The sequence below is a fragment of the Streptomyces sp. V4I8 genome, assembly GCF_041261225.1.
Lineage (GTDB): Bacteria > Actinomycetota > Actinomycetes > Streptomycetales > Streptomycetaceae > Streptomyces.
Window position 1 is genome coordinate 7,202,690 of sequence record NZ_JBGCCN010000001.1, and the last position, 22,527, is coordinate 7,225,216.

General features: G+C 71.1%; 20 protein-coding genes. 13 read left to right on the plus strand and 7 right to left on the minus strand.

All coding sequences use genetic code 11. The features are described from left to right. Nucleotides 1-7: 7 nt before the first annotated feature. The 8 genes from ABIE67_RS32855 (at nt 8) to ABIE67_RS32890 (ending at nt 10,615) form a co-directional block, all read left to right on the plus strand. Nucleotides 8-1,060: an agmatine/peptidylarginine deiminase gene (locus ABIE67_RS32855; protein WP_370265014.1), complete on the plus strand. Its 1,053-nt coding sequence runs from the start codon at nt 8-10 to the stop codon at nt 1,058-1,060. Nucleotides 1,061-1,069: 9 nt separating this feature from the next. Then, entirely contained in the window at nt 1,070-1,564 is a 495-nt protein-coding gene (locus ABIE67_RS32860; RefSeq protein WP_370265015.1) for a hypothetical protein, read from the plus strand. Between the two features lie 53 nt (nt 1,565-1,617). Beyond that, a complete protein-coding gene (locus ABIE67_RS32865) occupies nt 1,618-2,166 on the plus strand; it encodes a TetR/AcrR family transcriptional regulator (protein ID WP_370269169.1) in 549 nt (182 codons plus the stop codon). Nucleotides 2,167-2,264: 98 nt separating this feature from the next. Next, a complete protein-coding gene (locus ABIE67_RS32870) occupies nt 2,265-3,530 on the plus strand; it encodes a TolB family protein (RefSeq protein WP_370265016.1) in 1,266 nt (421 codons plus the stop codon). A gap of 307 nt (nt 3,531-3,837) precedes the next feature. After that, nucleotides 3,838-5,442 (plus strand): citramalate synthase, encoded by a 1,605-nt coding sequence (gene cimA / locus ABIE67_RS32875; protein WP_370265017.1) that lies wholly within the window; start codon nt 3,838-3,840, stop codon nt 5,440-5,442. A gap of 55 nt (nt 5,443-5,497) precedes the next feature. After that, nucleotides 5,498-5,944: a VOC family protein gene (locus ABIE67_RS32880; RefSeq protein WP_370265018.1), complete on the plus strand. Its 447-nt coding sequence runs from the start codon at nt 5,498-5,500 to the stop codon at nt 5,942-5,944. Nucleotides 5,945-6,140: 196 nt separating this feature from the next. Next, nucleotides 6,141-9,164, plus strand: a complete 3,024-nt coding sequence (locus tag ABIE67_RS32885) for a glycoside hydrolase family 3 N-terminal domain-containing protein (RefSeq protein ID WP_370265019.1) — start codon at nt 6,141-6,143, stop codon at nt 9,162-9,164. Nucleotides 9,165-9,271: 107 nt separating this feature from the next. After that, nucleotides 9,272-10,615: a hypothetical protein gene (locus ABIE67_RS32890; RefSeq protein WP_370265020.1), complete on the plus strand. Its 1,344-nt coding sequence runs from the start codon at nt 9,272-9,274 to the stop codon at nt 10,613-10,615. Between the two features lie 203 nt (nt 10,616-10,818). Here the strand turns inward: ABIE67_RS32890 and ABIE67_RS32895 are convergent, their stop codons facing one another. The 3 genes from ABIE67_RS32895 to ABIE67_RS32905 form a co-directional block, all read right to left on the minus strand. After that, on the minus strand, nt 10,819-11,601 hold the full coding sequence (locus tag ABIE67_RS32895; RefSeq protein ID WP_370265021.1) for a trypsin-like serine protease: 783 nt from the start codon (nt 11,599-11,601) through the stop codon (nt 10,819-10,821). A gap of 232 nt (nt 11,602-11,833) precedes the next feature. Then, nucleotides 11,834-13,027, minus strand: coding sequence for a Cmx/CmrA family chloramphenicol efflux MFS transporter (locus ABIE67_RS32900; RefSeq protein ID WP_370265022.1), 1,194 nt, complete (start codon nt 13,025-13,027; stop codon nt 11,834-11,836). A 165-nt stretch (nt 13,028-13,192) separates the two neighbouring features. After that, complete coding sequence (locus ABIE67_RS32905; RefSeq protein WP_370265023.1) at nt 13,193-14,158, minus strand: DMT family transporter; 966 nt, start codon at nt 14,156-14,158, stop codon at nt 13,193-13,195. Nucleotides 14,159-14,234: 76 nt separating this feature from the next. Here ABIE67_RS32905 and ABIE67_RS32910 point away from each other — a divergent pair, with 76 nt between their 5' ends. Beyond that, entirely contained in the window at nt 14,235-14,864 is a 630-nt protein-coding gene (locus tag ABIE67_RS32910; protein ID WP_370265024.1) for a TetR/AcrR family transcriptional regulator, read from the plus strand. A 37-nt stretch (nt 14,865-14,901) separates the two neighbouring features. Continuing rightward, on the plus strand, nt 14,902-15,453 hold the full coding sequence (locus tag ABIE67_RS32915) for a YdeI family protein (protein WP_370265025.1): 552 nt from the start codon (nt 14,902-14,904) through the stop codon (nt 15,451-15,453). A 33-nt stretch (nt 15,454-15,486) separates the two neighbouring features. Here the strand turns inward: ABIE67_RS32915 and ABIE67_RS32920 are convergent, their stop codons facing one another. Continuing rightward, entirely contained in the window at nt 15,487-16,041 is a 555-nt protein-coding gene (locus tag ABIE67_RS32920; protein WP_370265026.1) for a YceI family protein, read from the minus strand. Between the two features lie 141 nt (nt 16,042-16,182). On the opposite strand from ABIE67_RS32920, the gene ABIE67_RS32925 reads away from it, so the two are divergent. The 3 genes from ABIE67_RS32925 (at nt 16,183) to ABIE67_RS32935 (ending at nt 20,566) form a co-directional block, all read left to right on the plus strand. After that, nucleotides 16,183-18,576: a polysaccharide lyase 8 family protein gene (locus ABIE67_RS32925; RefSeq protein ID WP_370265027.1), complete on the plus strand. Its 2,394-nt coding sequence runs from the start codon at nt 16,183-16,185 to the stop codon at nt 18,574-18,576. A gap of 154 nt (nt 18,577-18,730) precedes the next feature. Beyond that, nucleotides 18,731-20,314, plus strand: coding sequence for an acyl-CoA carboxylase subunit beta (locus ABIE67_RS32930; RefSeq protein ID WP_370265028.1), 1,584 nt, complete (start codon nt 18,731-18,733; stop codon nt 20,312-20,314). 57 nt (nt 20,315-20,371) lie between these two features. Then, on the plus strand, nt 20,372-20,566 hold the full coding sequence (locus ABIE67_RS32935; RefSeq protein WP_370265029.1) for an acyl-CoA carboxylase subunit epsilon: 195 nt from the start codon (nt 20,372-20,374) through the stop codon (nt 20,564-20,566). Nucleotides 20,567-20,872: 306 nt separating this feature from the next. Here the strand turns inward: ABIE67_RS32935 and ABIE67_RS32940 are convergent, their stop codons facing one another. The 3 genes from ABIE67_RS32940 to ABIE67_RS32950 all read right to left on the minus strand — a co-directional run bounded on the left by ABIE67_RS32940 (nt 20,873) and on the right by ABIE67_RS32950 (nt 22,522). Next, a complete protein-coding gene (locus ABIE67_RS32940) occupies nt 20,873-21,454 on the minus strand; it encodes an ATP/GTP-binding protein (RefSeq protein WP_026248371.1) in 582 nt (193 codons plus the stop codon). Next, entirely contained in the window at nt 21,435-22,013 is a 579-nt protein-coding gene (locus ABIE67_RS32945; RefSeq protein ID WP_048580614.1) for a DUF742 domain-containing protein, read from the minus strand. Before ABIE67_RS32945 ends, ABIE67_RS32940 begins: the two co-directional genes overlap by 20 nt. A 95-nt stretch (nt 22,014-22,108) precedes the next feature. After that, a complete protein-coding gene (locus tag ABIE67_RS32950; RefSeq protein WP_030948713.1) occupies nt 22,109-22,522 on the minus strand; it encodes a roadblock/LC7 domain-containing protein in 414 nt (137 codons plus the stop codon). Nucleotides 22,523-22,527 lie beyond the last annotated feature (5 nt).

The window sequence follows — 22,527 nt, forward strand, 5'->3', positions numbered from 1 at the left end:
ACCCGCCATGACGACCCCCGCCGCCGACGGCTTCCGCATGCCAGCCGAGTGGGCCCCGCACGAGCGCACCTGGATGGCCTGGCCGGGACCCAACCCGACCTTCGAGGACCCGGACGACCTCGCGGCCTCCCGGATCGCCTGGGCGTCCGTCGCCCGTGCGGTCCGCCGGTTCGAGCCGGTGACGGTGGTGTGCGGGCCCGGACAGTCGGCCGAGGCCCGCGTGCTGCTCGGGTCCGGCGTCGAGACGGTCGAGCGGGACCTCGACGACGCCTGGATGCGGGACATCGGCCCCACCTTCCTGACCAACGGCAAGGGCGAACTCGCCGCCGTCGACTGGACGTTCAACGGCTGGGGCGCCCAGGACTGGGCCCGCTGGGAGCACGACGCGAAGATCGCCGCGTATGTGTCCGACCTGGCGGGTTCGGCGAAGACGTACGCCTCGAAGCTCGTCAACGAGGGCGGTGCGATCCATGTGGACGGCGAGGGGACGGTCCTGCTGACGGAGACGGTCCAGCTCGGCCCGGAGCGCAATCCGCAGTGGACGCGGGAGCAGGTGGAGGCCGAGATCCACGCCCACCTCGGCACCCGCAAGGCGATCTGGCTGCCGCGCGGCCTCACCGGCGACTACCCGCCGTACGGCTTCGGCACCCTCGGCCATGTCGACATCGTCGCCGCGTTCGCCCGTCCCGGCGTGGTCGTCGCCCATGTGCAGCCGGACCCGGCGCACCCCGACCACGAGGTGACCAAGGAAATCGTCGGCCTGCTGAAGGCGCAGACGGACGCGCGCGGCCGCCGTATCGAGGTCGTCGAGGTGCCCGCGCCGACCGTCCTGGAGGCGGACGGCCACTGGGCCGACTACTCCTACATCAACCACTACCTCTGCAACGGCGGCGTCGTGCTGTGCGGCTTCGACGACCCGCGCGACGAGATCGCGGCCGGAATCTTCCGCCGGCTGTTCCCGGAGCGCACGGTGACGCTCGTCGACGCCCGGACGATCTTCGCGGGCGGGGGCGGCATCCACTGCATTACCCAGCAGCAGCCGAAGGCAGTGGTCAGGTAGAACGTACGGGTGAACGTACTGCTCTGCGTCACCTGCGGAACACGGCTGACCGAGCCGGTCGGGCGGCTCGACGAGATGCCCCCGTACCCCGGCTGGGACGGGCTGCCGGGCCCGGACGGCCGACGGCACGGCCCGGCGAGCGTCCCGCGCGGGACGTACGTCGTCGACCCGCACCCCTTCGGCGCGCCGTACGTGCCGTACGAGGGGCCCGAGGACGAGTACGACGGGGTCGTCCCCGGCGGCGGGTGGAAGTCCGACGAGCGGGGTCTGCTGGTCTCCGCGGGGCCCCGCGGCACCTACGTCCTGCACCCGCTCGACGCCCTCGGCCTCGCACCCCACTCCGACGTCACCCGCCTCATCGGATGCTGCGGCCCGGACGGCACCCGGGGGGTCAACCGCGTGTGCGCCTGCGGGGCCGAGGTCGCCATCGTGGCCGCCGACTGCTGCAGCGGCTACGAGACCCGGCTCGTCCCGGGCGCCGTCCGAGTGGAGGCCGCCGCGTGACCCCCCGCCGCCGCACTCCCGCCCCGCCCCGCGAGGACGTCCTCGCCGCCGCCATGGAGATGATCGCCGAGCGCGGCCTGGAGAAGCTGACCATGGCCGCGCTCGGCCGTGCGGTCGGCATGAGCAGCGGCCATCTCCTCTACTACTTCCGCTCCAAGGACGAGCTGCTGCTGCGCACCCTGGAGTGGAGCGAGGGCCGGCTCGGCGCCGAACGCGGCCGGCTCCTGACACGGGCGTCCGCCACGGTCACCGAACGGATCGAGGCGTATGTCGACCTGTACGTCCCCGAGGGCCACCGCGACCCGCACTGGACGCTGTGGCTGGAGGTGTGGAACCGCTCGCAGAACGCCGACGACGACGCCCGCGACCGCCAGGCCGCGATCGAGGGCGCCTGGCACCGTGACCTGGTGGCCCTGCTGGCCGAGGGCGTGTCGAGGGGCGAGTTCCGACGGATCGACCCGGACCGGTTCGCGGCACGGCTGCGGGCCCTGCTCGACGGGTTCTCCATCCATGTGGCGATCGGACTGCGGGGCACGGACCGGGCGCAAGTTCTCGGCCACGTACGGGAGTTCCTGGACGAAAGCCTCCTCGCGGACTCCTGAGCTCGCGTCCTGGTTGTACGCAATTTTACGGATTGACCCGCTAGTGCGCGGTGCGTTTGCCTCGTAGGGAGCCGGCACCACAACAGGGGGAACAGATCTTGTACGCCAGCACACCCACCGCGCTCGCCGCCGCCCTCGTCACCGCCGCGGTGGCGCTCACTGCGACGTCGGTGAGCGCAGCGCCCGGAGTCCCGTCCACCGAGCGGATCACCGTGTCCAGCACAGGAGAACAGGGCACCGACTACGCAGCAGGACCCCAGCTGAGCGCGAACGGCCGCTACGCCGCGTTCGCCTCCCACGCGCCGAACCTCGTGGCCGGGGACACGAACGGAGTGGAGGACAGCTTCGTACGCGACCTGCGCACGGGCCGGGTGGAGCGGATCAGCCTCACCTCCGACGGCACCCAGGCCGACGGCGGCACCAAGCCCGTCGCCATCAGCGCCAACGGGCGGTACGTCGTGCTCGTCTCGACCGCCGACAACCTCACCGACTGGCCGGCGCCGAAGGAGTACTGGGCCCAGGACGTCTACGTCCACGACCGGGTCACCCACCGCACCGAGCGGGTCAGCGAGACCCTCGACGGCGGCTCGGCCTACGCGCACGGCGCCGCCGCGATCTCCGACGACGGCCGGTACGTCGCCTTCACCGCCCGGCCCAACCGGATGGAGTCCGGCCAGACGGTCATCTACCCCGCCGTGTACGTCACCGACCGCCGCACCGGCACCATCGAGCGGACCACCAACCGTGACCAACCGGAGTGGGGCTCGTACCACCTGGACATGAGCGCGGACGGCCGTTACGTGGTCTACGACCGGTTCGGCCCGCGTGGCGGGGGCGGCGCGATGATGGTGCACGACCGCCGCACCGGCACCGAGGAACGGGTCGACGTCACCCCGCAGGGCACGCCCGCCCAGTACTACGGCCTGGACCCCTCGCTCTCGGCGGACGGCCGCTACGTCGCCTTCACCTACCGCGGCGACGACCTGCTCCCGGACGGCACCGCGGCCAGCACCAGCACCTATGTGCGCGACCTGCGCAACGACACCACCCGTGGCATCGCCCACGGCGGCCCCGGCGGCCCCGCGGTCATCGCCGGTGCCGAGATCAGCGGCAACGGCCGTTATGTCGCCTACGGATTCAGGGCCGAGCAGGGCCAGGACAACATCTACGTACGGGATCTGCGCACCGGCACCTCCAGCCTGGCCAGCGAGTCGGTCACCGGCGGCCCCGTCACCGACGAGAGCGTCTACGCCACCTCGTTCGGCGGCGACGACAAGCTCCTAGGCCTGGGTTCCGGCTCCGCCCAGCTGGTCACCGGCGACACCAACGGCGTGACCGACGGCTTCCTGCGCCGCCTGCGGTGATCAACCCAGTGCTCGCATCCTGAGACGGACGGTGAGCACGGGGGCGACCTGTGCCAGACTGCCCCCGTGCTCTCGTTCGCCATGATTATTGGCAGCAGGCGCGCCGGTCCGCAGTGACCATCACGTACGACCAGGTACGGGTGGACACCGTCGTCCTCGACCCGCGCGCAGACCTCTCGCACCCGCGAGAGGTTTTTCTGTTTCCCGGCCCACCCGCAGCCGGGCGGAGAGCGTGAGGGACCATAGGTGGGGGCGGTGGAACCGGTCATTCCGGTAGACCGAGATCCAACACAGGAGCCTTACGACCATGACGGAAACCAGCGAGCCCGACGACTCGTTCCACGTCTTCGACACCACCCTGCGCGACGGCGCCCAGCGGGAGGGCATCAACCTCACCGTCGCCGACAAGCTGGCCATCGCACGGCACCTGGACGACTTCGGCGTGGGCTTCATCGAGGGCGGCTGGCCCGGAGCCAACCCGCGGGACACCGAGTTCTTCGCGCGCGCCCAGCAGGAGATCGACTTCAAGCACGCCCAGCTGGTCGCCTTCGGCGCGACCCGCCGCGCGGGCGCCAAGGCGAGCGAGGATCCGCAGGTCAAGGCGCTGCTGGAGTCCGGCGCCCCGGTGATCACCCTGGTTGCGAAGTCCCACGACCGGCACGTCGAGCTCGCCCTGCGCACCACGCTCGACGAGAACCTGGAGATGGTCCGCGACACGGTGTCCTACCTGAGCGAGCAGGGCCGTCGCGTCTTCGTCGACTGCGAGCACTTCTTCGACGGCTACCGCGCCAACCCCGAGTACGCGAAATCCGTCGTCCGTACGGCCTCGGAGGCCGGCGCGGACGTCGTCATCCTCTGCGACACCAACGGCGGCATGCTCCCCGCCCAGGTCCAGGCCGTCGTCTCCACCGTCCTCGCCGACACCGGCGCCCGGCTCGGCATCCACGCCCAGGACGACACCGGCTGCGCGGTCGCCAACACCCTCGCCGCGGTCGACGCGGGCGCGACCCACGTCCAGTGCACGGCGAACGGCTACGGCGAGCGGGTCGGCAACGCCAACCTGTTCCCGGTGGTGGCGGCCCTGGAGCTGAAGTACGGCAAGAAGGTCCTCCCCGACGGCCACCTGCGCGAGATGACCCGCATCTCGCACGCCATCGCCGAGGTCGTCAACCTCACCCCGTCCACGCACCAGCCCTACGTCGGTGTCTCCGCCTTCGCGCACAAGGCCGGCCTGCACGCCTCCGCGATCAAGGTCGACCCGGACCTGTACCAGCACATCGACCCCGAGCAGGTCGGCAACACCATGCGGATGCTGGTCTCCGACATGGCCGGCCGCGCCTCCGTCGAGCTCAAGGGCAAGGAACTCGGCATCGACCTGGGCGGCGACCGTGAGCTGGTCGGCCGGGTGGTCGAGCGGGTCAAGGAGCGCGAGCTCAAGGGCTACACGTACGAGGCGGCGGACGCGAGCTTCGAACTCCTCCTGCGCGCCGAGGTCGAGGGCAAGCCGCTGAAGTACTTCGGCGTCGAGTCCTGGCGGGCGATCGTCGAGGACCGCCCCGACGGCACCCACGCCAACGAGGCCACGGTCAAGCTCTTCGCCAAGGGCGAGCGCATCGTCGCCACGGCGGAGGGCAACGGCCCGGTCAACGCCCTCGACCGCGCGCTCCGGGTCGCCCTGGAGAAGATCTACCCCCAGCTCGCCAAGCTGGACCTCGTCGACTACAAGGTCCGCATCCTGGAGGGCGTGCACGGCACCCAGTCCACGACCCGCGTCCTGATCTCCACGTCCGACGGGGCGGGGGAGTGGTCCACGGTCGGCGTCGCCGAGAACGTCATCGCGGCGTCCTGGCAGGCCCTGGAGGACGCGTACACGTACGGGCTGCTGCGGGCCGGGGTGACGCCGGCCGAGTAGGCCGAACGGACCTCGCCGCCGCCCCCGGGCCGGTCGTCCACGGCACAGTGGAGCCATGGACGACAAAGCCGGGGACAAGGACACGGACGCCAGGCACTTCCTCGCCCGGGGGCAGGTGGCGACCCGCCTGCCCGCCCAGGACCTGGAGCGGGCCCGGCGCTTCTACGCCGAGAAGCTCGGTCTGGAGCCGGCCGACGAACGGCCGGGCGGGCTGCTGTACCGGTGCGGGGGCACGGAGTTCGCCGTGTACCGGTCGACCGGAGCCTCGCCCGGCACCTTCACCCAGATGGGCTGGCAGGTCGACGACGTCGAGGCGGTGGTCGCGGAACTCCGGCGGCGCGGCGTCGAGTTCGAGGAGGTCGACGTCCCCGGGTTCCGCACCACGGACGGCATCGCCGACATCGAGGGGCACTACCCGACCAAGGGCTTCCGCGGGGAGCGTGCCGCCTGGTTCCACGACAGCGAGGGCAATCTGCTGGGCATCGGCCAGCCGTACGCCTGAGGCGCACCGGCCGGTCGGCCCCACAGCTCGGCGCACGCCCGCGCGTTCAGTTGCTGAAGGAACAACACCTCTGATCCGGCCGGGAGTTGAGTGACCTCCTGTCCTGACGTGAACTCTTGACGCCAATCGGCACCACCAGTTAACTCATGGCGTGAGCTAAGTCATATGTTGACGTCTGAGAGTCGAGGGACGTTCCATGCGAAGAACCGCCCTGCTCGCCTCCGCCGCCTTGCTGACCACCCTGCTCCCGCTCACCACCGCGGGCTCCGCGTCCGGCGCCGACGACCCCGCCCCGGTCCCCGTCGACCGCTTCGAGGGCGAGGTCCCCTTCGCGAATCCGCCCGCCGAGTCCCTCTTCACCTGGGGCAGCGACAACGACGACCCGCCCGCCCTCGAGTTGACCGCCCGGGACGACGCGCCCGAGGGCGAGAAGGTCCTCTCCGGCGCGTACGACATCAGCGGTTACGGCGGCTTCACCCACGACTTCGCCTTCGCCGAACCCGCCCACGACTGGTCCGCCCACCGGGGCATCCGCTTCTGGTGGGACGGCCGGAACAACGGCAGGAGGATCGCCTTCGAGCTCAAGGACGGCGGTGCGAACGGCGAGGCCTCCGAGCTGTGGACGACCTCCTTCACGGACGACTTCACCGGCTGGAAACAGATCGAGCTGCCCTTCACCGACTTCACGTACCGCACCGACTACCAGCCCGTCGGCGGCATCGACCACATCCTCGGCCTCACCGAGAGCTGGGGCTACTCCGTCACCCTCCCCGTCGGCGTCAAGGGCGAGTTCGCCATGGACGGCGTCGAGTTGTACGGCAGGGCCGACCAGTCACTGAAGGCCTCCGTCCGCACCGACTCCGCCGTGTACCCGACCGACGAGGGCCGTACGGCGGTCGTGCGCCTCACCGTCGCCACGACCGGCTCCGTCCCCGTCGACGAGCCGGTCACCGTCACCTACGAGACCACCGGCGGCACCGCCGACCCCGGCACGGACTACACCCCGGTCGAGGGAAGCGTCACCTTCCCGGCGGGCACGGCATCCGGCACCACCCGTGAGATCCGCGTACCCACCCGCCGGGACAGGTCCGCCGAGCCCGCCGAGACGATCCCGCTGAAGCTGACCGTCACCGGTGCCAAGCCCCCGGCCGAGACCCCGCAGGTCGTCGTCGACGCGCACGGACTGCCGTATCTCGACAGCAGGTTGCCGGTGGGCAGGCGCGTCGCCGACCTCCTCTCGCGGATGTCCCTGGCGGAGAAGGCCGGGCAGATGACCCAGGCCGAGCGCGGAGCGCTGTCGAACCCGGGTGACGTGACCGCGTACGACCTCGGCTCGATCCTCTCCGGCGGCGGCTCCACGCCGACGCCCAACACCGCCGAGGCCTGGGCCAGGATGATCGACGGCTTCCAGCTCCGCGCGCAGGCGACGAGGTTCCAGATCCCGCTGATCTACGGCGTCGACGCGGTGCACGGCCACAACAACCTGGTCGGCGCGACGATCCTGCCGCACAACATCGGCCTCGGCGCGACCCGGGACCCCGCGCTCGCCCACCAGGCCGGCGCGGTGACGGCCGCCGAGACGCGGGCCACCGGCATCCCCTGGGACTTCGCGCCCTGCCTGTGCGTGACGCGGGACGACCGGTGGGGACGGGCGTACGAGTCCTTCGGCGAGGACCCGGCCCTCGTCGAGTCCATGGAGACGATCATCCAGGGCCTCCAGGGCGCCGCGAACGGCAAGGACCTCAAGGACGCCGACAAGGTCCTCGCCACCGCCAAACACTTCGTCGCCGACGGCGGCACCGCGTACGGCTCCTCCACCACCGGGACGTACACCATCGACCAGGGCGTCACCAAGACCACCCGGGAGCAGCTGGAGGCCGTGCACCTGGCGCCGTACGAGACGGCCGTCGACCGCGGCGTCGGCACCGTCATGCCGTCGTACTCCTCCCTCGACCTGATCGGCGACGGGCAGGGCCCGGTCAAGATGCACGGCCGCGCCGACATGATCAACGGCGTGCTCAAGGACCGGATGGGCTTCGACGGCTTCGTCATCAGCGACTGGAACGGCATCGACCAGCTCCCCGGCGACTACGCCTCGGACATCCGTACGTCGGTCAACGCGGGCCTCGACATGATCATGGCCCCGTACGCCTTCCGGGACTTCCACACCACGCTCGTCCAGGAGGTCCGCGCCGGGCGGGTCGACGAGGCGCGGATCGACGACGCCGTCTCCCGGATCCTCACGCAGAAGTTCCGCCTCGGCCTCTTCGAGAAGCCGTACGCCGACACGAGCGGCGCGGCGAGGATCGGGTCCGCCGAACACCGGGCTGTGGCCCGGCGGGCGGCGGCCGAGTCGCAGGTGCTGCTGAAGAACACGAGCGCCGTGCTGCCCCTGCGGAAGTCGCAGAAGGTCTACGTCGCCGGATCGAACGCCGACGACATCGGCAACCAGAGCGGCGGCTGGACGATCACCTGGCAGGGCTCCTCCGGGGACCTCACCCCCGGTACGACGATCCTGGAGGCGATGCGGAAGAGCTCCCCGCGGCTGACCTACTCCAAGGACGCCTCGGCGCCGACGGACGGCCATGACGTCGGTGTGGTCGTCGTCGGAGAGACCCCGTACGCCGAGGGGGCCGGTGACGTCGGCAACGGCCACGACCTGGAGCTGAGCGCCGCCGACCGGGCCGCCGTCGACAAGGTGTGCGGCGCGATGACGTGCGCGGTGCTGATCGTCTCCGGGCGCCCGCAGCTGATCGACGACGAGAGGCTCGCCGGGATCGACGCCCTGGTCGCGTCCTGGCTGCCGGGCACCGAGGGCGACGGCGTGGCCGACGTCCTCTACGGCAGGCGGCCCTTCACCGGGCAGCTCCCCGTCACCTGGCCGAAGTCGGAGGCACAGCTGCCGATCAACGTCGGCGAGACGTCGTACGACCCGCGCTTCCCGTACGGCTGGGGCCTGACCACGCTCACCAAGGTGCCCGAAGGCGGCACCGAGACCCTCAAGGCGCTCGGCGTCGCGGCCGAGGCCGCCGAGCGGGCCGGGGCGGACCGGGCGGGCCGCGCGCTCGTCACCAAGGCCCGGCTGATCGTCCAGCGGAGGGCCGGCACGACGATCACCGAGGCGATGGCCAAGCCCTTCGCCGAGGCCGACCATCTGCTGCTGACGGGACGGTACGGGGCGGCGGTGGAGCGGCTGAGCGCGGCCTACCGGGCGGCCTGAGCCGTCGTAGGACAGCGGACGTCAGGACCTGTGCGGATTCGGTCCCGGTGGGATTCCAGCCACCGGGACCGATCCCTTTTCCCGGCCCATCAGGTAGCGTCGAAGGTATGAGGACTCCGCTGTTCCGGGGCCTCATGCGCGCAGTTGTCGTGCCGGTCGCCGCGACGGTCGCGGTGCTCATGGCCGGTACGCCCGGCGCGCACGCGGCCACGGACCTCTCGAAGGTCGCCGAGGCGCTGCGCGAGGAACCCGTCTATGTGGACCCCGCCGCCTCCGACCAGCTGTCGTCGGCTGACGCCGAAGCGCTCGCCGACAAGATCAAGGATGCCGACAAGCCCGTCTTCGTCGCCGTCCTCCCGGCCGACCAGCCGACGCAGAACCTCCTGCTGAACCTCCGTACGGAGACCGGTGTCACGGGCCTGTACGGCGTCCGCGTCGATGATCGCTTCGATGCCGCGGCCGACTCCTCCGTGATGTCCCGGCAGGCGGTGGACAACCTGGTCGCCTCGGTGCAGAGCGCCGGTGACCCCAAGGCCCAGCTGAACGACTTCGTCGACGCGGCGCTGCGGAACGTGGGCGGCTCGGCCCCCGCGAGCTGGAGCGACGGCGGGGGCGGCGACGGCGTGGACGTCAGCGGGCTGATCGCCGTCGGCGCGGTCCTGGTGGCGGGCGGCGCGGGCGCCTACGCGCTGGTGAAGCGCAACCGGCGACGCCGCGAGGAGGAGCAGCGGGCGGCGCTGGAGAAGCTGCGGGTCGTGGTCGACGAGGACATCACCGCCTTCGGCGAGGAACTGGACCGCCTGGACTTCCACCCGGCCGAACCCGGCGCCGACGACGCGATGCGCGCGGACTACGAGAGTGCGCTGGACGCCTACGAGCAGGCGAAGCGGCTCATGGACGCCGCCCGCAGACCGGAGGAGGTCAAGGCGGTCACCCAGGCCCTGGCGGACGGCCGCTTCTCCCTCACCCGGCTGGCCGCCCGCCGGGAGGACCGGCCCCTCCCGGAGCGCCGCCCGCCGTGCTTCTTCGACCCCCGGCACGGCACGGCGGTGGCCGACGAGACGTGGACGCCGCCCGGCGGCGCCGCCCGGGAGGTCCCGGTCTGCGCGGCCGACCGGACCCGGCTGGCCGAAGGCCGCGACCCCGTGATCCGCGAGGTCGACACGGAGTACGGCCGCCGCCCGTACTGGGACGCCGGTCCGGCCTACGGTCCCTGGGCAGGCGGCTACTTCGGCGGCGGCATCCTCCCCGGCCTCCTCATCGGCACGATGCTGGGCAGCATGATGGCCGCCCCCGCCTACGCGGCCGACTACGGGGCGGGCTACGGCTACGGCGGCGGCTACGAGGGCGGTGACGTGTCCGGAGCGGACTTCGACGCCGGGGACTTCGGCGGCGGGTTCGGCGGAGGGGACATCGGCGGGGGAGGCTTCGACGGCGGGGGAGGCTTCTGAGCTTCATCCCGGGCCGGTTGTCCGGAGCGCACACGGCAGAGCGCACAAGGCAGAGCACGAACGGCACGGGCCCGGCGTCCGAAGACACCGGGCCCGCGAGAAAGCAGCGATACGGCAACTCAGAGAGCAGGCAGGTCAGAGAGAGCCGGCAGGTCAGAGAGCCGACAGGTCAGAGAGAGCCGGCGGGTCAGAGAGCCGGCAGGTCAGAGAGAGGCCGCGGCCGAGGCGATGGCGGAGGCGAAGGTCGAGACCTCGGTGTAGACGCCCGGCGCGTTCGGCCGGGCGCAGCCTATGCCCCAGCTGACGATGCCGACCTGGATCCAGGCGTTGCTGGCGTCCCGGCGGAACATCGGGCCGCCGGAGTCACCCTGGCAGGTGTCGACGCCGCCGGACGGGAGGCCGGCGCAGATCTCCTCGCTCGCGATGAGGCCGCTGTAGCCGCTGTAGGCACGGCACTGGGCGTCGCTGACGAACGGCACGTTGGCCTTGAGCATGTAGCGCTGCTGGCCGCCGCCCTCGGTGGCTGCGCCCCAGCCGGCGACGGTGAAGGTGCCGGTGTTGTACTGCGTGGTGGTGGCGATCTTCAGCGTCGGCAGATTGATGGGCTGGGCGAGCTTGATGAGCGCCCAGTCCTTGCCGTTGCCGTTGTAGCCGGGGGCCCGGTACACGTACGTGGAGCGGACCTGGACCCGGCCGCTGGTGGACTGCAGGTCCACGACACCGGCGGTGGCCGTGATGCTGGTGTTGGCGCCGGTCGAGCCCACACAGTGCGCGGCGGTGAGCACGATCTGCTGGGTGTAGAGAGCGCCGCCACAGCCCATGGAGAGCCGGACCATGAACGGGAACTCGCCCTGCGTGGCACGGGTTCCGCCGACGACACGCGAATCCGCGGCGTGCGCGGCCGAGACGGGCTGAAGGCTGACGATCGCGAGAGCGGCGGCGCCGAGGGCCGCGCATCTCTTGAGCGCGGTGAGGAGCTTCTTCAACGTGATGCCTTCCGTGGGGGGTTGGACATGCGAACGTGGAGAGCGCTGAAAGTCAGGGGCATGCCAAACAGGGAAAGGGTGATGATGGGGACACCCTCTGAGTGACATGCGCCGGTCAATTCTGTTGCTGGATTATGTGGATCCCGTAAGCGCACCGGCAAGGGCTCAATTCCGGCCACACCCAAATCAGGACACCCGCCCCAGGGCCCCGGCATCGACCTTGCGTGGAGGGTCATGCCGACGATGCCTCCCGACTACGACCCCGTCCCGCGCCCCGACGTCGCCGCCCGCCCGGACCACCCGGGAGACCCGCCACCCCCAGGGACAGCGCGACCAGCGCGGCACTGAGCCACAGAGGCGAGCGGTAGCCGAGGCCGGCCCCGATGGCTGTGCCGCCGAGCCATGGGCCCAGCGCGGCGCCCAGGTTGAACGCGGCCGTCGCGAAGCCGCCGGCCAGCGTGGGGGCGTCGGGCGCCGCGTGGAGCGCCTGGGAGATGAGAGTGGACCCGACTCCGAAGGAGAGGGCGCCCTGCACGAAGACGAGTCCGAGCGCCACGGCCGGAGTAGCCGCGCCGAGCGCGAGGGCGCCCCAGCCGAGGCACAGGGCGCTCCCGCCCCCGATCAGCACCACCCGGGGCCACCGATCGGCGAACCGCCCGCCGACCCCGACCCCCACGAACGACCCTGCGCCGAACAGCGCGAGCACGACCGGCACCCACCCGCTCTCCAGCCCCGTCACCTGGGTGACCAGGGGTGCGAGATAGGTGAAGGTGCAGAAGGTGGCCCCGTCCACGAGGGCGCCCAGGAGCAGCGTGACCCGGAGCCGAGGACTGCGCAGGGACCGCAGTTCACCTCGCAGCGCGGGCCGCTCCGAGTCCGCAGCGCCGCCGGGGACGGACCACGCCACGGCCGCCACGGCGGGCAGGGACACCAGCGCCACGGCCCAGAACGCCGCGCGCCAGCCCCAGAGTTGGCCGAGGACCGCCCCCGCGGGCACCCCCACCACACAGGCCAGGGTGACCCCGCCGAGCAGCGTCGACGTGGCCCGCCCCGTGGCCTCCGGCGCGACCATCCGGACGGCCGCGACGAGGGCCACGGCCAGGAACCCGGCGTTGGCGAGCGCCCCCACGACCCGGGTGGCGACCAGCACCCCGAAGCTGTCGGTCACCGCCCCCACGACATGGACGGCGAGGAAGACCCCCAGGAAGCCCAGCAACGCCCCTCGGCGCGACCACCGCCGCGCGAGCCCGGCCATGAGCGGTGCCCCGATCACCATCCCCACGGCGAAGGCCGAGGTGAGCGCACCGGCCGCGGGCACGGAGACCCCGAGATCCCGGGCGATGTCCGGCACCAGCCCGGACAGCATGAACTCGGACGTCCCCTGTGCGAACACGGCGACGCCCAGCAGAAAGAGAGCGAACGGCATGAAGAAACTCCGCAACCCGAAGTCGAAGGTGAAGTCGAAAACGGCACGTGGAACGGCCGTCCGGCAGCGGAGTGAGCCCGGAAGCAGAAGCAGCAGCGGAAGCAGAAGCAGCAGCGGAAGCGAAAGCGGTGCGGTAGCGGTAGCGAGCGCTGATTCAGCCGGACATCACGAGCAGCCACCGGAGAGCCGGTGGCCGGAGTCTGGACGCTTCGGGGCTGGACACGGGGGCAGGTTATGCGGGCCCCGGTGAGCGGAGCCACCGGTTTTCGCATCCCGGCCCCGCACGATGACGACGGCGACGAGGCCGACGGCCAGGCCGAGGGCCGTCTGCACGCCGAACGGCTCGCCGAACATGAGCGCACCCCAGACCGCCGTGACCGGCGCCATGAGGAACATGAGCGCGTTGACCGAGGTGACTCCGGAGCGCCGCAGGATGATCCAGTACAGCCCGTACCCGCCGAAGGTGGACAGGACGACGAGCCAGGCGATCGCGGCCCAGAAGCGGGCCTCGGCGGGCGGCGCGGCCGTTCCCGTGCTCATGGCGAACACGGTGAACAGCACGGCGCTGGTGGCGCAGTGGACGGTCATCGCCACCCCGGGCGCGACCGGCGCGGGGGAGCGGCTCTCCAGGAAGGTGGCCGCCACCAGCGAGAGCATCCCGAGGAAGGGGACGAGATAGGCCCACGGGGCGACGCCGGTCGCGGCCGCGGCGTCGGCCGTGGTGACGATGGCGACGCCGGTCACCCCCAGGCACAGGCCGAGCCACTGCCGGCGTGAGACGTACTGCCGAAGCAGCGGTCCGGCCAGCGCTCCGGCGACGAGCGGCTGAACCCCGTCGATCAGGGCCGTGGTGCCGCTGGAGACCCCGAGCTGGATGGCGTAGTAGACGGTGAGCAGATAGCCGCTCTGCGACAGCACCCCGATCGCGGCCTGCCGGGCGGCGTCCCGCGCGGTGAGGCCCCGCCACGACGCGCGCCCCACCGTGGCGGCGACGACGACCAGGATCGCGGCGAGCGGCAGGAACCGCCACATCAGGACCGTGACCGCGGCCGCGCTCCCCGCGCCGAGCTTGGCCCCGATGAACCCGGAGCTCCAGCAGAGGACGAAGGCGATCGAGAGCAGAGCGTTCACGGGGATCACACCCACTAGACAGATCGGTATACCTGACTCCAGGCCCCCACTATACAGATCGGTATACTCTCGGGGTATGGCCACCACGGAGCAGCCGCAGCGCATCACGATGACGCCTGCCGCACGGCGCGTCCTGGAAGCCGCCGAGCGGCTGTTCTACGAGCGCGGAATCCACGCCGTCGGAGTGGATCTCATCGCCGCGGAGGCGGGGGTGACCAAGAAGACGCTCTACGACCGCTTCGGCTCCAAGGAGCGGATCGTCGTGGAGTACCTGGCGGGCCGCGACGAGCGCTGGAGGGCGTTCCTCGCGCGGTACGTCGACGACCATCTCGACGCGGCGCAGGCGACGGCGCGGGCACGCGTCCTGGCCGTGTTCGACGCCTCCCGCGCATGGTCGGCGGAGCAGGCCTCCAAGGGATGCAGCATGGTCAACGCGCACGCCGAGATCAGCGACCCTGCCCACCCCGCCCACCCGGTCATCACGGGCCAGAAGGAGTGGATGCTGGCCCTGTTCACGGGCCTGGCCGAGGACATCACCTCGGATGCGCCGAACGGCGCGCTCGACGCGGACCGCTTGGGCCGTACCCTCATGCTCCTGCACGAGGGAGCCCTCGTCGCCCACGGCTTGAACGTCTTCCCGGACCCCATCGCGCACGCCCGCGAACAGGCCGAAGCTCTCCTCGAGCCGTACAGGGCGGCCATATAGGACGGAACCTGGCCTCTTCCCCGCCTACCGTGCCCGTATGGATCCCCTCGCCTTCGAGTCCGCCGCCGCCCTCGACACCTGGCTGGCCGAGCACCCCGCCCCGCACCCCGGCCTCTGGGTCAAGGTCGCCAAGAAGGGCTCCGGCATTCCCTCCGTCAGCGCCGCCGAGGTCAACGACGTGGCCCTGTGCCACGGATGGATCACGGGGCAGCGCAAGGGGCTCGACACGTCGTACTTCACGCAGCGGATCACCCCCCGCCGGCCCGGCAGCCTCTGGTCGATGGTCAACGTGCGGCGGGTGGCGGAACTGACCGCCGAGGGCCGTATGCACCCGTCGGGCCTCGCCGAAGTGGACGCCGCCAAGGCGGACGGACGGTGGGAGGCGGCCTACGAGTCGCAGAGCAACGCGCGGGTGCCGGGCGAGCTGAGCGCCGCGCTGGAGGAGAATCCCGCCGCCCGGGCGGCGTTCGAGAAGCTGGGCCGGACCGACCGCTACCAGGTCATGCTCGGCCTCCTGCGCGCCCGGACCCCGCGCGGCCGGGAGGCCCAAGTCGCCGCGATCCTGCGGGAGTTGACGAAGCACCGGTGAGCCGCACGCTCACCGGCGCCCCGCGCGGAAGCGTCACGCGTTCCGGATCGCCGAGATGTCGAAGTTCAGCTTGATCTTGTCGGAGATCAGCACGCCACCCGTCTCCAGGGCCGCGTTCCAGGTCAGACCCCACTCGGAGCGCTTGATCTCCGCCTTGCCCTCGAAGCCGACGCGCTCGTTGCCGAAGGGGTCCTTCGCGGCGCCGTTGAACTCCAGGTCGATGGTGAGCGGCTTGGTGGTGCCGAGGATCGTCAGGTCGCCGGTGATGCGGTAGTCGTCGTCGCCCAGGGCCTCCGCCGAGGTCGAGCGGAAGGTCATCGTCGGGAACTCGTCGATCTTGAAGAAGTCCGCGCTCTTCAGGTGGCCGTCACGGTCCGCGGAGCCGGTGTCGATGCTGTCCATCTTGACGTCGATCGACGCCGAGGACGCGGACGGGTCGCCGCCGTCCAGGTGCAGCGAGCCACTGAAGTCGAGGAACTTGCCCTTGACGTTGGTGACCATGGCGTGGCGGACGGTGAAGCCGATCGTGGAGTGGGCCGTGTCGATCGTGTAGTCGCCGGTCAGCGTGGTCAGGTCGACGTTCGTCATGACGTGCTCCTTCGGATGGGGAGGGTGGTGTTGAATCTTTAACTACATCAACGCGACCGACCGTAGACCTATTCCGTTCGGGATTCAACATCATCCGCAAAGTGTTGGCGTGATTACGGTGAGGTGGTAGATGCCCAAGTCATGACCTCTCAGCGCACAGGGCTCACGAGACCCACCCGCCGAGCCGTCCTGCTCGCGGCGGCGCTCCTCGCCACGACCGCCCCCGCCGCCCGCGCAGCCTCCGCCGACGCCTACGACGCCCTCCGCCTCCGCTGGCTCGACATCGCCCGCGCCCGCGCAGCCTCCGCCGACGCCTACGACGCCCTCCGCCTCCGCTGGCTCGACATCGCCCTCGGCTCCGGCTACGACCCGGCGGCGGAGCCGTACGCCGCCCGCCTGGCCGAGACCGGCACCCTCGCCCGAGGCTTCCGGGCCACCATGACGCCCACCCCCACCTCCCTCTGGCCGGGCCACCCCTACGACCCGCCCGCCGGCATCACCCAGAGCTACGGCCGCCTGTGGACGATGACCCAGGCCTACGTCCAGCCCGGCACCGGCTCCACGGCCGACCCGGCGCTCCTCGCCGACGTCCTGCGCGGCCTCGACCACCTCTCCGCCACGATCTACAACCCCTCCACCACCCGCTACGGCAACTGGTGGGAATGGCAGATCGGCAGCCCGCGCCTGCTGACGGACATCACGGCCGCCCTCTACGACCACCTCGCCGAGGCACGGATCGCCGCCGCCTGCGCGGCCGTCGACCACTTCGTCCCGGACGCGATGCTCACCGACTACTCCGGCACCTCCACCGGCGCCAACCGCGTCGACCTCTGCCGCAGCGTCGCCCTGCGCGGCATCCTCGGCCGCGCCCCGGCGAAGATCGCCCTCGCCCGTGACGGGCTCTCCCCGGTCTTCCCGTACGTCACGAAGGGCGACGGCCTCTACGCCGACGGCTCGTTCGTGCAGCACACCTGGGTCGCCTACTCCGGCACCTACGGACAGGTCCTCCTCGACGGCCTCGGGCGCCTCTTCGCCCTGCTCGCCGGATCCGACTGGGAGGTGACCGACCCCGCCAAGCAGATCGTCCTCGACGGCGTCGAGCGCGCCTACGCGCCCCTCATCCACGACGGGCTCGTGATGGACAGCGTCAACGGCCGTGCCATCAGCCGGGGTTACCTCAAGAGCGACGACCGGCAGGTGATGCGCGGCGACCACTACCACGGGCAGGGAATCATCGCCGCGATCGCCCTCCTCGCGGGCGGCGCGAGCGCGGCGGAACGCGAGCGCTGGTACGGCCGGATCAAGGGATGGATCGAACGGGACACGGTCACCCCGATCTTGACGGCGCGTCAGTTCGGCGTGGCCGACCTCGCCCGGCTGCACACCGTCGCCGGGTCACCGGTCCCGGCCGCCCCCGAACCGGACGGCCACCACCTCTTCGCCGCCATGGACCGGGCCGTCCACCGTCGCCCCGGCTTTGTCGCCAACATCGCCATGGCCAGCGACCGCATCGCGTACTACGAGTGCGGCAACGGCGAGAACCCGCGCGGCTGGCACACCGGCGCCGGGATGCTCTCCTGGTGGGCGGACGGCCTCGGCGACCAGTACACGGACTGGTACTGGCCGACCGTCGACTGGTACCGCCTGCCGGGCACGACCGTCTCCACGAAACGCCTCCCGGACCAGGCCGGCGGCGAATGGGGCGAGCCCAGGCCCGACGCGCGCTGGGTCGGCGGCACGACCGACGGCGAGTACGCGGCGATCGGACAGCACCTGAAGGGCCTGTGGTCGACGCTCGAAGCCCGCAAGTCGTGGTTCTGCGTCGCGGACGCCGTGATCTGCCTCGGGGCCGGGATCACCTGCGCCGACGGCGTCCCCGTCGAGACCGTCGTCGACAACCGGAACCTGGGGGAGGGCGGCACCCAGGCCTTCGTCCGCGGCCCCGGCTGGGCACACCTGGAGGGCCACGGCGGCTGGGTGGTGGCTTACGGCGATCTGCGCGCCCTGCGCGAGGACCGCACCGGCGCCTGGGCCGACATCAACACCACCAGCACGACCGAGCGCCGCACCCGCCGCTGGCAGACCCTCTGGCTGGACCACGGCACGGACCCGGCGGACGCGACCTACGTCTACCTGCTCATGCCCGGCGCCGGCCGGCGCGAGGTCGCGGGGCGGGCCGCACAGGGCCGCCGCTGGCTGTCGGTCCTCGCCAACGACAGCGCCCGCCAGGCGGTGCGCGTCCCCTCCCTGGGGCTCACCGCGGCCAACTTCTGGCAGCCGGGCACGGCCGGCCCGCTCACCGCCTCCGCCGGGGCGAGCGTGCTGCTCCGCCGCCGGGGCCGTACCGCTACGCTCTGCGTGAGCGAGCCGCCTCGCACGGGTGAGCCGCTGGAGATCACCTGGGACCACCCCGTACGGCGCCTCCTTCGTGCGGACGACTCGGTCAAGGTCCTCTCGACGGGACGCCGGCTGCGCCTCCGTGTCACTCCGGGGGTGGTATGTGCCACCCATCGATGTGAGGTGGCTCTCGGCTGACGTCATTGTGCGACCCCCACAACGCGAACGCCCTCTGAGCAGTCGGAAAGGCTGCATGCCGCGATGGTTCTGTTCAGGGGTAACAGGGAATGGGTCCGGAGACTGTACGGAGTCAACGGCTCGCTTTCCTCGGTGTCCTTCGTAAGGTCGCTACATGACCGTTTTGGATGAGGCACCGGGTGAGCCGATCGACGCCCGCGGGCGGACGGCCGAGCTGCACGAGATTCGTGCGCAGGCGCTGGCCGGCCCGAGCGAGAAGGCGACCACGGCGCAGCACGCCAAGGGCAAGCTGACCGCCCGGGAGCGGATCGAACTGCTCCTGGACCCCGGTTCCTTCCGGGAGGTCGAGCAGCTGCGTCGGCACCGGGCCCAGGGTTTCGGCCTGGAGGCCAAGAAGCCGTACACCGACGGTGTCATCACCGGCTGGGGCACGGTGGAGGGCCGCACGGTCTTCGTCTACGCCCATGACTTCCGCATCTTCGGCGGCGCGCTGGGCGAGGCCCACGCCACGAAGATCCACAAGATCATGGACATGGCCATCGCGGCCGGCGCCCCGCTGGTCTCCCTCAACGACGGTGCCGGCGCCCGTATCCAGGAAGGCGTCTCGGCGCTCGCCGGCTACGGCGGCATCTTCCAGCGCAACACCAAGGCGTCCGGTGTCATCCCGCAGATCAGCGTGATGCTCGGCCCGTGCGCGGGCGGCGCGGCGTACAGCCCCGCCCTGACGGACTTCGTCTTCATGGTCCGTGAGACGTCTCAGATGTTCATCACCGGCCCGGACGTGGTCAAGGCGGTGACGGGCGAGGAGATCACCCAGAACGGCCTGGGCGGCGCGGACGTGCACGCCGAGACCTCCGGCGTCTGCCACTTCGCGTACGACGACGAGGAGACGTGCATCGCGGAGGTCCGCTACCTCCTCTCGCTGCTGCCCCAGAACAACCGCGAGAACCCGCCCCGGGTGGAGTCCACGGACGCCGCCGACCGCCGGTCTGACGTCCTGCTCGACCTGGTCCCGGCGGACGGCAACCGGCCGTACGACATGGCCAAGGTCATCGAGGAGATCGTCGACGACGGCGAGTACCTGGAGGTCCACGAGCGCTGGGCGCGGAACATCATCTGCGCGCTGGCCCGGGTGGACGGCCGGGTGGTGGGCATCGTGGCCAACCAGCCCCAGTCCCTCGCCGGCGTCCTGGACATCGAGGCATCGGAAAAAGCTGCGCGCTTTGTCCAGATGTGTGACGCTTTTAACATTCCGATCGTCACTTTCCTGGACGTTCCCGGGTTCCTCCCCGGCGTCGACCAGGAACACGGCGGAATCATCCGGCACGGCGCGAAGCTCCTGTACGCCTACTGCAACGCCACCGTGCCGAGGATCTCGCTGATCCTGCGCAAGGCCTACGGAGGTGCCTACATCGTCATGGACAGCCAGTCCATCGGTGCCGACCTCACCTACGCCTGGCCGACGAACGAGATCGCCGTGATGGGCGCGGAGGGTGCGGCCAACGTCATCTTCCGCCGGCAGATCGCCGAGGCCGAGGACCCCGAGGCCATGCGGGCCCGCATGGTCAAGGAGTACAAGTCCGAGCTCATGCACCCGTACTACGCGGCCGAGCGCGGCCTGGTGGACGACGTGATCGACCCCGCCGAGACCCGCGAGGTGCTCGCCAGGTCCCTGGCGATGCTCCAGAGCAAGCACGCCGACCTGCCGTCCCGCAAGCACGGCAACCCCCCGCAGTAACCCAGCGGATCCTTCGCGGCACCCCCGCGGAAACCTCTCTCACGGAGACTGTGACCTATGAACTCCTCTGACATCCGCGTCGAGAAGGGCCACGCCGAGCCCGAGGAAGTCGCCGCCATCACGGCGATCCTCCTGGCCCGCGCCGCCGCCCAGCCGTCCGACCCCGCCCCGGCCCACCGCGGCCGCGCGAAGGCGGGCTGGCGCCGCCTGGAGCGCGAGCCCGGGTTCCGGGCACCGCACAGCTGGCGCTGAGAGCCTGCGGCGCGGAAGCCTGCGGCGCTTGTACGGCCCCGTTCTCCTGTCGGGAGGGCGGGGCCGTCGGCATGAGGGGCGCCTGGGAGCTCGGGGGGTGCTGTCTCGTGGGCGGCTGCGGGTGGTCGTGGGCCGTTCGCGCGGTTCCCCGCGCCCCTGAGGATTGGCCCACTGGTCGCACCTGCAGGGGAGCGGGCCACGCGCCCGCAGCCGTCCGTGAAGCCGCGACCCGCTCCTGCGAAACGGCCCGCGGCCGCCTCCCGAAGGAGGCGGCCGCGGGCCGTTATTACGTGCGTCCTGCCTTGCCTACCGCAGCCGCGCCATCAGCGCGTGCTCCACCAGCGTGATCAGCGCCGACTTCGCGTCAGCCCGGTGGCGGGCGTCGGTGGTGATGATCGGGGTGTCGGGGCCGATCTGCAGAGCTTCCCGCACCTCGTCCGGGTTGTACGGCTGGTTGCCGTCGAAGCCGTTGAGGGCGATGACGAAGGGGAGCCCGCTGTTCTCGAAGTAGTCGACCGCGGGGAAGCAGTCGGCGAGACGGCGGGTGTCCACCAGGACGATCGCGCCGATGGCGCCGCGCACCAGGTCGTCCCACATGAACCAGAAGCGGTCCTGGCCGGGCGTACCGAAGAGGTACAGGATCAGGTCCTGGTCCAGGGTGATACGACCGAAGTCCATGGCGACCGTCGTGGTCGTCTTGTCTCCGGTGTGGGTGAGGTCGTCGATGCCGGCCGAAGCTGACGTCATGACGGCCTCGGTACGCAGCGGGTTGATCTCCGAGACGGCCCCGACGAACGTGGTCTTGCCCACGCCGAAGCCACCCGCCACCACGATCTTCGCCGAGGTGGTGGAGCGGGAAGGACCGCCGCTAGAGCTTGCGAAGTCCACTGAGCACCCTTTCGAGCAGTGTCACGTCTGGCTGGCCGCCGGCGTTCTCGTCGCCGCCCGGCTGATGGATGGCGACCAGGCCCGCCTCCGCCAAGTCGGCGACGAGGATCCTGGCCACGCCGAGAGGGATCGTCAGGAGGGCCGAGACCTCGGCCACCGACTTGATCTCACGGCAGAGGTTGCAGATCCGCTGATGCTCGGGCAACTGGCCCTGCATCTGGTGCGGCTGCGCGGTGGTGTGCACCAGCGCCTCGATGGCGAGCTGGTAGCGGGGGCGCGTCCGGCCGCCGGTCATGGCGTACGGGCGCACCAGGGGGTTGTTCGACGACCCGGCGGGCGCCGGCTCAGGGGCGCGTCGCTGCGGCTGCACCGGCTGGATGCGCGGCGCCGGCGGCTGGTCGTACGGCGAGGGTCCGGGACCCTGGGGCGCGTACGGCTGCCGCTGGCTGGGCGTGGAGGGGAAGTTGTAACGGTTCGGGTTCTGGGAACCGTCGTTCTGGCCCTGGCCGGGGCCGTACGACCAATTGCCCGACGATGAACCGCCTGGGGGTGTTGCCACTCTCTCTCCTCCTCCGACTGTGCCTGGCACCCATCATGTGGAGCCGCGTCCCGAAACCTTACGGCCACGGGACGCCAAAACGCACCGACTGTCTGTTAGTTGAGCAGGCTGCCTTGGAGCTCCGCACGCAGATCCGGCGTCAGGACCGTACCGGCACGGTCGACCAGGAGCGCCATCTCGTACCCAATGAGGCCGATGTCCGCCTCGGGGTGGGCGAGAACCGCGAGCGACGATCCGTCGGAGATGGACATGAGGAACAGGAACCCCCGCTCCATCTCCACAACCGTCTGGTTCACGCTGCCGCCCTCGAAGATCCGCGAGGCACCCGCGGTCAGCGAGGTCAGACCGGAGGCGACGGCCGCGAGCTGGTCGGCGCGGTCACGCGGAAACCCTTCGGACATCGCCAGAAGGAGTCCGTCGGCGGAGACCACCACCGTGTGCGACACCCCGGGGGTGTTGTCCACGAAGTTGGTGATCAACCAGTTCAGGTTCTGTGCCGCCTGGCTCATCGGGC